The 14,150-nt window shown below is 40.7% G+C and carries 16 protein-coding genes; 6 read left to right on the top strand and 10 right to left on the bottom strand.

The genetic code is table 11. The annotated features are described in order from the left end of the window. Positions 1-201: 201 nt before the first annotated feature. Positions 202-606: an acyl-CoA thioesterase gene (locus VOI46_RS14235; RefSeq protein WP_004589047.1), complete on the bottom strand. Its 405-nt coding sequence runs from the start codon at positions 604-606 to the stop codon at positions 202-204. An 83-nt stretch (positions 607-689) separates the two neighbouring features. Here VOI46_RS14235 and VOI46_RS14240 point away from each other — a divergent pair, with 83 nt between their 5' ends. Both VOI46_RS14240 and VOI46_RS14245 read left to right on the top strand, forming a co-directional pair. Beyond that, positions 690-2,807 (top strand): TonB-dependent receptor, encoded by a 2,118-nt coding sequence (locus tag VOI46_RS14240; RefSeq protein WP_004589046.1) that lies wholly within the window; start codon positions 690-692, stop codon positions 2,805-2,807. A gap of 66 nt (positions 2,808-2,873) precedes the next feature. Further along, a protein-coding gene (locus VOI46_RS14245; RefSeq protein ID WP_324738072.1) for an IS3 family transposase occupies positions 2,874-4,042 on the top strand; the annotation gives its coding sequence in 2 pieces (ribosomal slippage) (positions 2,874-3,144 and positions 3,144-4,042; 1,170 coding nt in all). Between the two features lie 202 nt (positions 4,043-4,244). Here VOI46_RS14245 and epmA read toward each other — a convergent pair. Together epmA and efp are read right to left on the bottom strand one after the other, a co-directional pair. Then, positions 4,245-5,219: an elongation factor P--(R)-beta-lysine ligase gene (epmA, locus tag VOI46_RS14250; protein ID WP_004587957.1), complete on the bottom strand. Its 975-nt coding sequence runs from the start codon at positions 5,217-5,219 to the stop codon at positions 4,245-4,247. 56 nt (positions 5,220-5,275) lie between these two features. Further along, positions 5,276-5,842, bottom strand: a complete 567-nt coding sequence (efp, locus tag VOI46_RS14255) for an elongation factor P (RefSeq protein WP_004587956.1) — start codon at positions 5,840-5,842, stop codon at positions 5,276-5,278. Positions 5,843-5,883: 41 nt separating this feature from the next. On the opposite strand from efp, the gene epmB reads away from it, so the two are divergent. Then, positions 5,884-6,909 (top strand): EF-P beta-lysylation protein EpmB, encoded by a 1,026-nt coding sequence (epmB, locus tag VOI46_RS14260; RefSeq protein ID WP_004587955.1) that lies wholly within the window; start codon positions 5,884-5,886, stop codon positions 6,907-6,909. Positions 6,910-7,206: 297 nt separating this feature from the next. Here epmB and VOI46_RS14265 read toward each other — a convergent pair whose 3' ends face one another. Then, positions 7,207-7,416: a hypothetical protein gene (locus VOI46_RS14265; protein ID WP_024031488.1), complete on the bottom strand. Its 210-nt coding sequence runs from the start codon at positions 7,414-7,416 to the stop codon at positions 7,207-7,209. Between the two features lie 82 nt (positions 7,417-7,498). Here VOI46_RS14265 and VOI46_RS14270 point away from each other — a divergent pair, with 82 nt between their 5' ends. Then, on the top strand, positions 7,499-7,789 hold the full coding sequence (locus VOI46_RS14270; RefSeq protein ID WP_004587953.1) for a hypothetical protein: 291 nt from the start codon (positions 7,499-7,501) through the stop codon (positions 7,787-7,789). Between the two features lie 97 nt (positions 7,790-7,886). On the opposite strand, the gene VOI46_RS14275 is transcribed toward VOI46_RS14270, so the two are convergent. Both VOI46_RS14275 and VOI46_RS14280 read right to left on the bottom strand, forming a co-directional pair. Beyond that, positions 7,887-8,285, bottom strand: coding sequence for a DUF3016 domain-containing protein (locus tag VOI46_RS14275; RefSeq protein ID WP_004587952.1), 399 nt, complete (start codon positions 8,283-8,285; stop codon positions 7,887-7,889). A gap of 394 nt (positions 8,286-8,679) precedes the next feature. Continuing rightward, the gene (locus tag VOI46_RS14280) at positions 8,680-9,171 is read right to left on the bottom strand and encodes a DUF3016 domain-containing protein (protein WP_004587951.1); all 492 of its coding nucleotides are present in this window, start codon (positions 9,169-9,171) and stop codon (positions 8,680-8,682) included. Positions 9,172-9,359: 188 nt separating this feature from the next. Here VOI46_RS14280 and galE point away from each other — a divergent pair, with 188 nt between their 5' ends. Beyond that, positions 9,360-10,376 carry a UDP-glucose 4-epimerase GalE gene (gene galE, locus VOI46_RS14285; RefSeq protein ID WP_004587950.1) on the top strand — a complete coding sequence of 339 codons (1,017 nt, stop codon included), beginning with the start codon at positions 9,360-9,362 and terminating at the stop codon, positions 10,374-10,376. A 324-nt stretch (positions 10,377-10,700) separates the two neighbouring features. On the opposite strand, the gene zapE is transcribed toward galE, so the two are convergent. Next, a complete protein-coding gene (gene zapE, locus VOI46_RS14290) occupies positions 10,701-11,810 on the bottom strand; it encodes a cell division protein ZapE (RefSeq protein ID WP_004587949.1) in 1,110 nt (369 codons plus the stop codon). A gap of 59 nt (positions 11,811-11,869) precedes the next feature. Between zapE and rsuA the strand changes: the two genes are divergently transcribed. Further along, positions 11,870-12,562: a 16S rRNA pseudouridine(516) synthase RsuA gene (gene rsuA / locus VOI46_RS14295; RefSeq protein ID WP_004587948.1), complete on the top strand. Its 693-nt coding sequence runs from the start codon at positions 11,870-11,872 to the stop codon at positions 12,560-12,562. A 109-nt stretch (positions 12,563-12,671) separates the two neighbouring features. Here the strand turns inward: rsuA and rpmG are convergent, their stop codons facing one another. From rpmG to radC, 3 genes are all read right to left on the bottom strand, one after another. Then, positions 12,672-12,827 (bottom strand): 50S ribosomal protein L33, encoded by a 156-nt coding sequence (rpmG, locus tag VOI46_RS14300; protein ID WP_004587947.1) that lies wholly within the window; start codon positions 12,825-12,827, stop codon positions 12,672-12,674. A gap of 11 nt (positions 12,828-12,838) precedes the next feature. Next, positions 12,839-13,075: a 50S ribosomal protein L28 gene (rpmB, locus tag VOI46_RS14305; RefSeq protein WP_004587946.1), complete on the bottom strand. Its 237-nt coding sequence runs from the start codon at positions 13,073-13,075 to the stop codon at positions 12,839-12,841. A 270-nt stretch (positions 13,076-13,345) separates the two neighbouring features. After that, on the bottom strand, positions 13,346-14,020 hold the full coding sequence (radC, locus tag VOI46_RS14310; protein WP_324738073.1) for a DNA repair protein RadC: 675 nt from the start codon (positions 14,018-14,020) through the stop codon (positions 13,346-13,348). Positions 14,021-14,150 lie beyond the last annotated feature (130 nt).

The following is a 14,150-nucleotide window of genomic DNA, read 5'->3' on the forward strand; positions in this document are numbered from 1 at the left end:
AGTGTTGAACTTTGCAGATTAAAACATGTACACATTATGGGCGCTTTAATTGCCTTGCTTGGTTTGTAACTTAGTGGGCTCGATAACAGCACCTACGCTACCCGCTATTTACGATAAACAACCCCACTACCTAGGCGCTGCTTTAAAACAAACTACGTTAAATTTAATCCCAAAGGTCACAGCCCCTAAAAATTATACCCGCTAATCTTGGGTGTAATTTTTAAATAAATTATCTATTTCTGGAGGTAAAAAAGGGCGCCCTTTTTCATTAACCGAAGTGCCTATAACCTTGGCTTGTAGCATTACTTTGTTGTCGTGTTTACGCACTAAGGTTTGCTTAAACGCAAACTTTATACGGCTTATACGCTCAGGTTCAACTGCTATATAAAATTCATCATCTGGTACAAGCGAATGTTTATAATCAACCTCACTGCGTATCACCACTAAATTAACTTTTTGCTTTGCTAGTAGTGCAAAATCAACCCCATTTGCAAATAAAAACTCATGGCGAGCATGCTCTAAATAATTAAAGTACACACTGTTATTTACAATTCCTTGTAGGTCACATTCGTAATGGCGCACTTTAAAATCAACTTTAAAGGTCATATTAGTAATCCTGATTATTTAACGTATAATCGCTGCGTTATAACACAAGTATTAAAATAATTGCTACCATACGAGTCCCCAAAATGGAGTTAAGTAACCTAATGAACTTACGTTTGTCTTTAATTACTGCGGCGTTATTACCGCTAATTAGTACACCACTTATAGCAAACGCTGATGACAGCGACCTAGAACGAATTGTTGTTACAGGCGATTTTCAACGTGAAAGCATTCAAACATTAAGCGCTAGCGCTAGCCTATTTAGCAAAGATGAAATTAACCAACGTGGTGCAAGTTACTTAGACGAAATGCTAGGTAGTACAGCCAACGTAAACTTTACATCTGGTGCGTCTCGTGGTCGTTATATTCAAATTCGTGGAGTGGGACTTCGTTCGCAATTTGTAGATCCAATTAACCCATCGGTTGGCTTAGTTATTGACGGCATTAACTACTCGGGTTTAGGTGGCAGCTCATTATTATTTGATATAGACCAGGTAGAAATTTACCGCGGCCCACAAGGCACTCGCTTTGGTGCAGACGGCATGGCCGGTATGATCCAAATGGAATCAGCTCAGGCAACTGCCGATCCTAGCTTAAAATTACAAGTGGGTATGGGCACATACAACTCACGCGAAGCAGGCCTTGCAGCGAGTGCCGGCTTAACTGATGATACAAGCGCACGCGTAAGCTACTTTCGTAGAAAATCAGACGGCTATGTAGATAACCTGTATTTAAACGACGAAACTCAACAACAAGATGAGCAAGTAGCCCGCTTTAAATTAAACAGCCAACTTACTGAGCATTTAAACACAGAGTTAAACCTGCACTACATAGATATAAACAACGGCTACGATGCGTTCACGCTTGATAACAGCCGTAATAGTGTAGCCGACGAGCCAGGCCAAGATAATCAACAAAGCTACGCCATTGGTATTAATAATACCTACACAGGCTTTGATGCCTTTGATGTAAGTTTAAACCTTTCAGCCATTGATACAGAGCTACTTTACAGCTTTGATGAAGACTGGGTATGTAACGATGCAAGCGAGCCACAATTATGTGCAGCTGGCTTACACCCTTGGGGTTATAGCTCAACCGATGTGTACACGCGTGATCGCGATGATCAATCGGCTAATTTACAGTTTAATTCTAAAACAGGTAACTGGGTTGCCGGTGTTTACTATCAAAACCGCGACGTAGATTTAGAGCGCGAATACACTTGGCTTGCAAGTCCATTTGCATCAACCTACGAAACCAGTAACGTAGCTGTTTACGGCCAAGTAGCCACACCTATCGGCCCTAAAACCACGCTCATTACCGGTTTTCGTGTAGAGCAATACCAAGGTGATTACACCGACAGCAACGGCTTTATTGAAGAGACTGACGACGTAATGGTTGGCGGTAAAATAGCACTTGAATACCAAGTGATTGATCGTACTATGATCTACACCAGCATTACCCGTGGTTATAAAGCTGGCGGTATTAATTCAGAAGCATTAGCAAAAGCTAAGGATGAAGGCTTAAACCTAGATGCTGATTTTTTCCAGCAGCATACAAGCTTTGACCCAGAATACCTTTGGAGCGGCGAGTTTGGCGTTAAGGGGTCATCGCTTGATGATAAATTTACCCTTCGTTTAGCAGCATTTTATATGCACCGCGACAACATACAGCTAAAAGCATGGCAAGTAGAAGGTCAGCAATTTACAGGCTACGTTGATAACGCAAGCTCTGGTAGCAACTACGGGCTAGAAGTTGAAGGTAGTTACCAACTTACCGAAGATTTATTCTTAACAGGTAGTGCGGGTTACTTAAACACAGAAATTGACGACTTTGTAACGCAATCTGGCTTAAATCAAGACGGTCGTGAGCAAGCGCAATCACCTAAATACCAATACGCATTTAGCGCACGTTACAACTTTACTAATGAGCTGTACGGTATGATTGGTGTTGAAGGTAAGGACGATTACTACTTCTCCGATAGCCATAATTCAAAAGCACCCGGCAGCAATTTAGTAAACCTAAGTTTAGGCTACGAAGCCGACATGTGGGCAGTGCGCGCATGGGCACGTAACGTATTTGACGAAGAAGTACCAACCCGCGGCTTTGAGTTTGGTAACGACCCACTTGATGGCTACGCTACACACACCTACGTGCAATTAGGTGAACCAAGAGTAGCGGGTATAACATTTACGTTAGAGCTGTAAGCTGTAAGCTTTAAGCTTTATGATCTGACTCCATAAAAGTAGACACCTATTTAGGAGTCAGTTCTCATGAAAGTAAAAGCGTTTCGTAAACATACAGAGGAATTTAAAAGAAAAGTGGTGCAGGAGTCATTAGACTCACACGGTACCGTTAAAATGACCGCTAATAAATACGGTATTCATCCCGATATGCTGTCAAGTTGGAGAAGTAAAATGACCTCAAGAAAAGAGCCTAAGCCACTTAAAAACCATGGTCCAGAAAAGTCATATAAAGACCTTGAACGTCAAGTTCGTAACCTTGAAAAGCAGCTTGAGGACGTACAGTTGGAGAACGACGTACTAAAAAAGGCGAGGGCCTACTTCGACAGTCTAAAAGAATAAGGTTTCAATATATTCATAAGACCACGACGGTGAAGAAAACAGTAAGCAAGTTATGTAAGTTATTATCTGTTTCTAAGGCTGGGTATTACAAATGGTTGAAACAGTCGTCGAATCCAGTTGAAAGAAAAAATGATTTTTTACTTCAGTTTTTAATAAAAAGAAGTAATGAAGAGCACTGCATACCTGGTTACAGAAAATTGTGGCAAGCCGCCATAGCCGACGGATATGATTGCAGTAAAGGCCGAGTGCAGCGTTTATTACAAAGCGTAGGTTATCGCTCTAAATCAGGTAAGCGTCGCTACACCAGTGGTAATAAAAAGCAGGGTTTTATAACGACAGAGAATCTACTTGCTCGTCAATTTGATGTTGAAGAGCCTAATAGTGTATGGGTATCGGATATAACTCAGGTGCGCTGTAAAGAAGGCTGGCAGTACTTATGTGTCATTTTAGATTTATACTCACGCAAAGTTGTGGGCTGGGCAACAAGTCGAATTAATAATGCGGTTTTAGTGATTAAAACACTAAAGAAGGCTTGGAATGTGCGCAAGCCGAACGGGCAACGTTTACTGTTTCATTCAGATCAAGGGAGCCAGTATCGAGCTAAAGAGACTATATCGTGGTTGAACAAGCGAGGTGTAACGATTAGCATGTCGAGAAGGGGGAACTGCTGGGATAATGCCTGTTCAGAAAGTTTTTTTGCTCAGTACAAAAAAGAATGGATGAGTAATCTAAATGAACTGAGTCGTAGCGAAATGACAATACAAAGTCGTTTTTATATTGAGAATTACTACAACTCAGTGCGAATGCATGGGACGATTGGAAATGTTAGCCCCATACAATATGAATCAATGAATTAAAACCCCGTGTCTACTTTATCGGGGTCAGATCATTAAGCTGTTAGCTGTTAGCTGTTAGAAAAAATAAATATTAAGCACCGCATTTGTAACAATTGCGGTGCTTTTTTATTGGTAGGCGTGAAGCTTGCTCACGCAAAAAAGCAAAAGCGTAAATAGATTTTATATTAACGCGCCAGCAAGCAAGGCGCCTACAGGACAAGCATCACGCCCTATCTACATCAAACGCGATGACTTCTTTTATTGTATCTTTAGCGGTGGCTAGCATAACTAACCTGTCTACACCCATCGCAACACCTGCGCATTGCGGTAAGCCGTGCTCAAGTGCGGCGATTAAGCGGGTATCCATAGGCACGTGGTTTAACCCATTGGCAGCGCGATAAGCGTTATCTTCATCAAAGCGCTTTGCCTGCTCTTTAGCATTAGTTAGCTCATTAAAGCCATTCGCTAATTCCATATTTTTATAATAAAGCTCAAAGCGCCCTGCTACGCGGTTATCGTGCTCACAAATTTGTGCCAGTGCCGCTTGCGATGCCGGAAAGTGATACACAAAACACGGCTTAGTTTGCCCAATAGTTGGCTCTACTTTCATACAAAATAACAGCTGCAGTAAGGTATCTTTATTGGTTTCGTTTTCGGCTATATCGGCAAAGCCGTGATCGCTGGCAAGTGTTTGCAATTGCGTAAGCGTAGCTGTTAATGGGTCAAGCGCTAACACTTGCTCAAATGCTTGTTGGTAAGTAAGACGCTCTGCAGGCTCTACATTTAAAATGAGCTGCATTAGCTCATCCATTTCATCCATTAATGCAAACTCATCAAACCCAGGGCGATACCACTCAAGCATGGTAAATTCGGGGTTATGATGGCGCCCCGCTTCTTCGTTTCTAAATGCCTTACAAAGCTGAAATATGGGCCCTGAGCCTGCTGCTAGCAAACGCTTCATTGCAAATTCAGGCGATGTTTGTAAATAAAGCGGCAAGCCACCAGCGTGGCCTGGGCCTACAAACTGTGTATTAAAACTTGCTAAATGCACATCGGTTACACTGGCACTGCTTAAGCTCGGTGTTTCTACTTCCATTACATTACGCGTATAAAAAAACTCACGAATGGTTCGCAGTATGGCTGCACGCTGCTTAAGGGTGTTTATGCTTGCACTAGGTGCCCAAGGTGTTGCTGACATATTTTCTCCAAAAAAAATCCCAGCTTAAGCCGGGATTTTATAAACCGTACTCAAGCTTACTTAACACGGCCTACGTATTCACCGCTACGGGTGTCTACTTTAATTACTTCACCAATTTGTACGAATAATGGAACACGTACTACTGCACCGGTGCTAAGCGTTGCAGGTTTACCGCCTGTGCCCGCTGTATCGCCTTTAAGACCAGGATCAGTTTCAGTGATCTCAAGCTCAACAAAGTTAGGTGGAGTAACCGCGATTGGGCTACCGTTCCATAATGTAATAGTACATACATCGTTTTCAACTAACCATTTAACGGCATCGCCAAGTGCTTTTTCGTCAGCGGCAATTTGTTCAAATGTTTCGTTGTTCATGAAATGCCAAAACTCACCGTCTGTGTATAGGTACGCTAAGTCGGTATCCATTACATCGGCGCCTTCAACTGATTCACCCGATTTAAAGGTTTTTTCAAGCACCTTACCAGAGATAAGTTTGCGGATACGAACACGGTTAAACGCTTGGCCTTTACCAGGTTTTACCATTTCATTTTCTAAAATACTGCAAGGTTCGCCGTCCATCATAATTTTTAGGCCGCCCTTGAACTCGTTGGTGCTATAATTCGCCATCGTTTCCTCTATTTAATTTTTTTCGAGTAATCTACGTGCCAATGATACAAAGAAATGAAGCAAATTTGCATAAAAACTGGCAAAAAGAATTAGCAAATGTAGTTACCTGCCCAAAAACCTTGCTTGAAATGGTCGGTTTATCGAGCCAAGCCCATGAAAACGACCTAAAAGCCCGCAGTTTATTTCCGGTACGCGTGCCAGTCCCTTTTATAAAAAAAATACGCAAGGGCGATGCAAACGACCCCTTATTGCTACAAGTTATGCCACGCCATCAAGAGTTTTTAACCAAAACAGGTTTTAATAAAGACCCTTTACTAGAGCAAGACAACGAACAGCCTGGGCTTTTACATAAATATAAATCCCGTGTTTTAATTATGTTTAAAACTGGCTGTGCAGTAAATTGCCGTTACTGCTTTAGGCGCCACTTCCCGTATCAAGAAAACCAGCTTAATAAAAAAAGCCTGCTTGATGCGCTGAGCTATATAAAATCAGATGCCAACATAAACGAAGTGATTTTAAGCGGTGGCGACCCACTTATGGCCAAAGACGATGCCATTAGCTGGTTTTTAGATGAGCTTGAACAGTTACCTCAAATTAAACGCATGCGAATACACAGCCGTTTGCCTGTTGTTATACCTGCGCGTATTACCGATGAGCTGTGCGCGAGGCTAAAGCAATCACCGCTAAAAATTATATTTATTAACCATATAAATCATGCCAACGAAATAGACGACGAGTTTAAAGCCGCCATGCAAAAGCTAAAGCAAGCAGGCGTAACGTTATTAAACCAGGCAGTTATTTTAAAAGAGGTGAACGACACCGTTGAGGCACAAATAAATTTAAGTGAGGCGTTATTTGATGCAGACGTACTGCCTTACTATTTATATTTGCTAGATAAGGTTGAAGGCGCAAGCCACTTTGATATTAACGAAGAGCAAGCAATAGAAATAATGGCAGAACTATTAAAAGCCCTGCCTGGATTTTTAGTGCCTAAATTAGTAAGAGAAATAGGCGGTCAAAAAAGCAAAACACCTATCGACCTTAAGTTAGGGCGTGTTAACCTTTGATGGTTGAATTTGCAGCAGTATGTTTGGCTTTTAGGCAAGGCTGAGCCTGTGTAGTGTGGTTATTCCCCATAAATAGGCGATAACGCAGCATAAATGCCAAACATGCGCTGCCCTTCGGGTTCTTCCTAGGGGCGATGAACTCTTTGTTGCCTACATGGATGTAGGTAAGGGGCGTGAGCAGGACGCGGAAGCTTTACTCGGTTTTTACTTAGCCCACTAGGTTACAAACCTCGCGCCGCGATTTAATCGCCCCTAGATTGAACAAATTTCAATCCGCAAAGATCAACACGCCCTAGTTTAAACGTATATATTTACATTGTTACCCAGTGTTGCAGTGACCGACTGAGCCGGTGATTGCGCACTTGTTGGCTGGGCAGCACCTTCAATTAGTGCAAGTGCTGCTGCGCCATCTGCTAATTGCTGCTTTTTAGACAAAGCAGCGGTATATACTTCACCACCTTGGCCAGAGCTAGACATAGCGGGTAGATTTCCACCTGATATATTCATCGTTAGAAGTCTTAATCAACCTGACATTTAAATGTATTCCAAGTACTATATCGGCAATGCAGTACAAAGCTTTAGGAAATCCATGGATTCTATAATTGAACAACTCAACGCTAACTTAAAAATTGTTTATCGCCAAGCACTTGATGCCGACAAAAAACTAGATGAGCTACAGCAACAAGGCCACGGTAAATTTAAAGCCTTGTTCCCAGCTGATGCCGGATTTAGTTTTGAAGCTAAACGCTTTAAGCCATACGTACTTGATGTAGCAGCCGATGTAGAAAGCTTAAGCACAGATGGTTTTGATGAAGAAAAGCTTAAAACAACGGTTATTAAGCTACAACAGTTACTTACCCTGCTCGCTACGTTTAAGTAGCTAAAAATTAAAGTTTAATTTAGTAAACATCAAATACAAAAAATGCCGATAATGTTTAAATGTTTATCGGCATTTTTTATTTATCCTGTAGCTGTATTTAACTTATATTAGATAAAACTTTTGAATGAAACCAGTTAGTTACTAAGCGTTTTTCATAATAAAATGATCTAGAGGTTGAGCGCTTAATTTGTGGGTAATGAAATGGTTGAATTACTCTTATTTTTTTAGCGCCAGAAAACTCAATTGCACCTGCTAAATCAAGATCTGCAACCTCTACATTTAATTTATATCCACTGGGTAATTTTTCAGCTAACTTCGCAAAATGCTTTTCAAAGTTAATAGTAATTTGCTTTTCAAAAGAAGTTGGTGATTGATTTGCTGCACGCACATCGCGGTAATTGTCAAAATCTTGCCATTTAACTGCAGACTCACCAGCTTGTGCAATACCAATAGAACTTAAACCCATTACTAACGTTAGTAATTTTAAACTTTTCATAATCTTCTCCATGTGAACTATCAAAAGTCAACGCAAGTACAGCACATTCAATTTAAAACAATAAACCAGAACACTTACACTGATGACATTAGTTTAAATTAGCAGCAAAAATTTTTAATGTAAAGTTAGGTACATCCCTATATTGATAAAACACAATCAAAAAGTAATTTAATCACTTAATTGCCAGCTTGAAATGCAAAAGCTAATAACTCTTTTTGTACGCATAATCAAAATGATAAAAAGCCTACTTATATTTGAGCTCTGCTTGATAAAACTAATTTTAATAAGAAGGACTATAAATCGCTATTTTTAGTCTGCAATAGTTGCTTACTTTAGCCGCTACCTTTAAGTCATTTTGATTTTGTAACTTACCGCTTTTACTGGCAAGTTTAATTTAATCAATACTTGCTAAAATTTGCTCGCCAAACCATTCGGTAATTAAGCGTTTTTCATAAAAAAACGGCTCGTCGCGACCCATTTTTATTTTATCCATAAAGCCCATGTCTTTAAGCTCTACATCGTCCTCTTCACTCACTACACTCCCTTTATTATCGCTTAGCGAGTAATTGAGCTTAATGCGCGGAAAATAAATAGGTTTTACTACGCGTATTTCATCCATACCGCCATAGCGTACGTCCCCTGCTAAATCGATATCGGTTATTTCTAAATTTAGCTTGTAGCCTTTTGGCAATTGCTCGGCAAGTTTAGAAAAATGTTTTTCGAACTGAGTAGCAATTTGTTTGTGGTACGACGCTTTACCCTGGCTAGAAGCGCGCACATCGCGGTAGTCTTTAAAATCTTGCCACTTAACTACAGATTCTCCAGCGTGTGCAAATGCAGGTAATGTAATACACATTGCCATAGCGATTGTTTTAACTGAATTCATAGCATTCTCCAAAGGGGCAGTACTAATTATTTAGACTTAGCCCAGTAATAGACCATACAAGTTTAACACTAGTTTATTAACCATTACTTAATTAACCTATTTTAATACGCTTTTAAAATAAAGCATGTAAATAGTAAGAATATATGATGAAATTAAGATAATTGAAAAAAGGTATCCACGGAGCATTCATGGCAATTTTAGTAACAGGCGGCGCAGGCTACATAGGCTCACACACCGTTTTAGAACTTTTACAGCAAGGCAGCGAAGTTGTTGTTGTTGATAACTTAAGTAACGCATCAAAAGAGTCGCTTGCACGCGTAAAGCAAATCACAGGCAAAGAAGCCACGTTTTACCAAGGCGACATTCTTGATAAAGTTTTTTTAGATGCCATTTTTACAAGGCACACTATAGAGAGCGTTATTCATTTTGCTGGCTTAAAGTCGGTTGGTGAGTCGGTCGCTAAACCTGTTGAGTACTATCAAACAAACGTACAAGGTACGCTAACACTTGTAGATGCCATGCGTGATGCAGGCGTATTTAAATTAGTATTTAGTTCATCAGCCACAGTTTACGGCGACCCTGCAAGCTTACCGATTAAAGAAGACTTCCCGGTAGGTGGCACAACTAATCCGTACGGCACATCAAAACTGATGGTTGAGATGATGCTGCAAGATATTGCTAAATCAGATGAGCGTTTTGCATTTGCTATTTTACGCTACTTTAACCCTGTGGGCGCACATGAGTCAGGCTTAATTGGCGAAGATCCAAATGGTATTCCTAATAACTTATTACCATTTATTGCCCAAGTTGCAGTAGGTAAATTAAAGCAGCTTGCTGTATTTGGTGATGACTACGACACCGTTGATGGCACTGGTGTGCGCGACTATATTCACGTTGTAGATTTAGCGATGGGGCACTTAAAAGCGCTTGATAAAATTGCCAGCAATACCGGCGCACTTGTATATAATCTTGGCACAGGCAATGGTTACTCTGTACTGCAAATGGTTAACGCCTTTATAAAAGCCAGCGGCCAAGACGTTCCTTATCAAGTATCGCCTCGTCGCCCTGGCGATATTGCTGCATGTTACGCCGCGCCAGAAAAAGCACTTAATGAGCTAGGCTGGGAAGCGGTGCGTGGAATAGATGCCATGATGGAAGACACATGGCGTTGGCAGTCAAATAACCCTAATGGTTATAAAAGTTAATTAAAAAATACTTTATAAATTTTGCCTGTTTCACAAGCAGGCAAATCACCTATAAATAAATTTACTACCGCGCTAATTTTTTAATGGAGACGTAGAGCTTGCTCACGTAGAAGCGAAGCTTCTCATAGCTTTATCAAAGGGGTTTAACACAACGTAAAAGCGCTGTTTTTAAACGCCAGCAAGATGCGTGTCTACAAGACCCACTGCACCTGTGTTATTTCAGTCGTAGGCGTGAAGCTTGCTCACGCACAAAGTTGAAATACCAGTATTTTTATACCAACGCGCAAGCAAAGCACCTATAAATAAACTTAGCGTCAGCGCTAATTACCAATTTTGCATTTCGACAATACGCGACTGCGTTCGCGCATATTCAAAGCTTAACTTTTCCCCCTGATACAAAGACTCAACGTGCGCGTGGGCGTTAATAACTAATAACTTGTGGCAATCGTAAAACTCGTCCACCAATGCAATAAAGCGCCGCGCTTCGTCATCTAAATAATGCTCATTTAGGGTTTGTTTTTCGCGTTGATAACTGTCTTCAATACCATGCACTATTACTTTACCTGTTGCGCCTACACCCATTTTTGGCACATTTTCTATATATAAAATATCAAACTGCTTGGCTAAAAACATATAATCGTAAGCGCTACGCGCTCCTGAACAAAGCGCCATAAAATCGATCATTAATGCATTATCTGCAGTTAATAAGCACGGTAAGCTGCGGGAGTGTACCTGTAAAATTTGGTTTTCCTTTGCTTGTGGATACTGAGATAAAAACTGCTTTTTAAACTCGCTTATAGGTAAATTAATAAAATAATGGCGGCTATTTTTACCGTACCTAAAGCGATGATCATCCTGCCCAGCAACACTAATAACATGGCAATAACGGTTAATTAAATCGATTGTGGGTAAAAACCGCGCGCGTTGCAGGCCATTGCGATAAAGCTGCTCAGGTTTTGCGTTAGAAGTTGCCACCAGCACTACCCCACTATCAAACAAGGCGTTAAATAACCTTGCCATAATCATTGCATCGCCAATGTCGCTAACAAAAAACTCATCAAAACACAGCACTTTTATATCTTTCGCCCATTGTTTAGCAATTAACGTGAGAGGGTTTTTATGACCTTGCAGCTGGGCAAGTTGCGTGTGTATTTGCGCCATAAAGTGATGAAAATGCAGCCGCTGCTTAAGCTCAGTGGGTAAATTTTTATAAAATAAATCCATTAGCATGGATTTACCCCGCCCCACCGGCCCATGCAAATAAATACCTTTAATTAACGGCGCTTTTTTCCACCAAGGTGTTTTTATGTGTAACTGTATACTTAGGTTATTTAACGCATTTACCGCATTTTGCTGAGCGCTATCAACACACAGTTCACCCGCATCTATTTTTGCTTGGTAAAGCCTTAAAATTTGTGGGTAGTTTACTGACATGGGGTTTCACTATCGGCTATAATCGCCGCCATTGTAGCCGACTAAAAATGTGAACCAAAATGAAATTCCCTTGCCGCTTAGATAAATTTATTAGCCACCTAGCCGAGCTACCACGCTCAAAAGCTCGCGCGGGTATTAAACGCCAAGAAGTGCAAGTAAATGGGGAAGTTGTTAGCGCGTTCGATTTTCAAGTAACCCAGCAAGATGAAGTAACATTTGCTGGTGAGCTTATGGTATTTTTAGGCAAACGCTACTTTATGCTACACAAACCTGTAGGCTACGTGTGTGCCAATGTAGATGAACTACACCCCACCGTATTTGATTTGCTCGATGAGCCAAATATGGCCGACTTTCATGTAGCAGGTCGCCTTGATATAGACACCACCGGCTTAGTACTTATTACTAACGATGGCGATTGGTCGCACCGTATTACCTCGCCAAAGCACAACAAATTAAAAACCTACTTAGTAGAAGCACAAGAGCCTATAACCGAAGAAGCATTAGAGCAACTACGCAGCGGCGTACAACTTCACAACGAAAAAGATCTCACCCGTCCAGCTAAAGCAGAAGCACTTGCCACCTACAGCTTACGTTTATCAATCAGCGAAGGTAAATACCACCAAGTTAAACGCATGTTAGCCGCGGTAGGTAACAAAGTGGTAGAGCTACACCGCGAGCAAATAGGTAATATTATACTGGACGAAAACTTAGCAAGTGGAGAGTATAGGGAGTTAAAAGAGGGAGAGGTTTAGCTAAGTTAGCTAAGAGTGGGAAGTGAATATATGAATAACACTAAAACTTTAGCTAAAAACAAAAAACCCAGCATAAGCTGGGTTTTTACAATTCTGAAAGAAAACTAAATTACTTGATTTTAGCTTCTTTGAAAATCACATGTTTACGAGCCTTAGGATCGAACTTTTTGATTTCCATCTTTTCAGGCATGTTACGCTTGTTTTTGTCGGTAGTGTAGAAAAAACCAGTACCAGCAGTTGAAACTAAACGGATTTTATCGCGCATGATTCAGTTCCTTAAACTTTTTCGCCGCGAGCACGGATATCTGTAAGTACCGCGTCGATGCCTTTTTTATCGATAATACGCATACCTTTAGTAGTAGTGCGTAGTGTTACAAAACGTTTTTCACTTTCAACCCAAAAACGGTGTGTTTGTAGGTTAGGTAGGAAACGACGTCTAGTCGCGTTTCTCGCGTGTGAACGGTGATTACCAACCGTTGGACGCTTACCTGTAACTTGACATACTTTAGACATGTCTATATATCTCCAATAACTTCGCTCGAGCTTAATTTAACCTAAGGCCATGTATTTGTGCCCTAGATAAATCGAAGGGCGCTCTTTATACAGCTTTTACAGGCAAAGATCAAATACTGATCTATCCAACCAGCTCATATGTAAATTTGATAGCGGCTAATTATAAAGATCGAATGCCCTTAGGGAAAGTAAAAACTGCATTTAAATTAAACTAATTTACTAAAACCGTCCAAACCGCTCATTTTTAACACACTTATTCATCAAGCAACCTTAAATCAAGCCTCGCTGTGCAAAAGAAACACACGTTTCTCCTCCTACAATGATGTGATCAAGCACATTTATGTCTACTAATTGCAGTGCTTGTTGTAATTTATTAGTGATAAGTTTGTCTGCTTGGCTTGGTTCGGCAATCCCGCTTGGGTGATTGTGTGCCAAAATAATGGCCGCAGCATTATTTTTTAAGGCCGCTTTTAGAACTTCTCTGGGGTAAACGCTGGCTGAGTTTATCGTGCCATAAAATAAAATTTCGTCTTTTACTAAACGGTTTTGGCTATCGAGATAAAGCACCATAAACACTTCTTGCTGTAGCCCGCGCATTTGCAGCGTTAAATATTCATATACCGCATTTGGCGAATTAAACACCGCATCGCGCTGGCAACGCTCCTGCATGTAACGCTGACTCAGCTCAAGCACCGCTTGCAATTGCACATATTTTGCCATTCCGAACCCTTTTTGTGCGCAAAACTCATCTTGGCTGGCATTAAATAAATTATGCAATGTTTTGTTTTCGTTAAGCAGGTGCTGTGCAAGCTCAATCACATTCATACCGGGTAAGCCCGTACGCAAAAATATCGCTAATAACTCAGCATCGGACAATGCTTTAGGGCCTTTTGCAATGAGTTTTTCGCGTGGGCGAAGTGAGTTAGGTAACGATGTTAATTGCATTATTCATCCTTGATGATTAAAAAACAGTCTTATAACTGTAATGCAATTTTTAAAATTAGCCTGATTATTTAATCCTAAAAACTTAGCTCAAAGCACAAAGATTTGTTATTTTAGCCTGCATATACATTCA

Source organism: Pseudoalteromonas sp. CuT4-3, from assembly GCF_035666335.1.
GTDB classification, from domain to species: Bacteria; Pseudomonadota; Gammaproteobacteria; order Enterobacterales; family Alteromonadaceae; genus Pseudoalteromonas; species Pseudoalteromonas atlantica.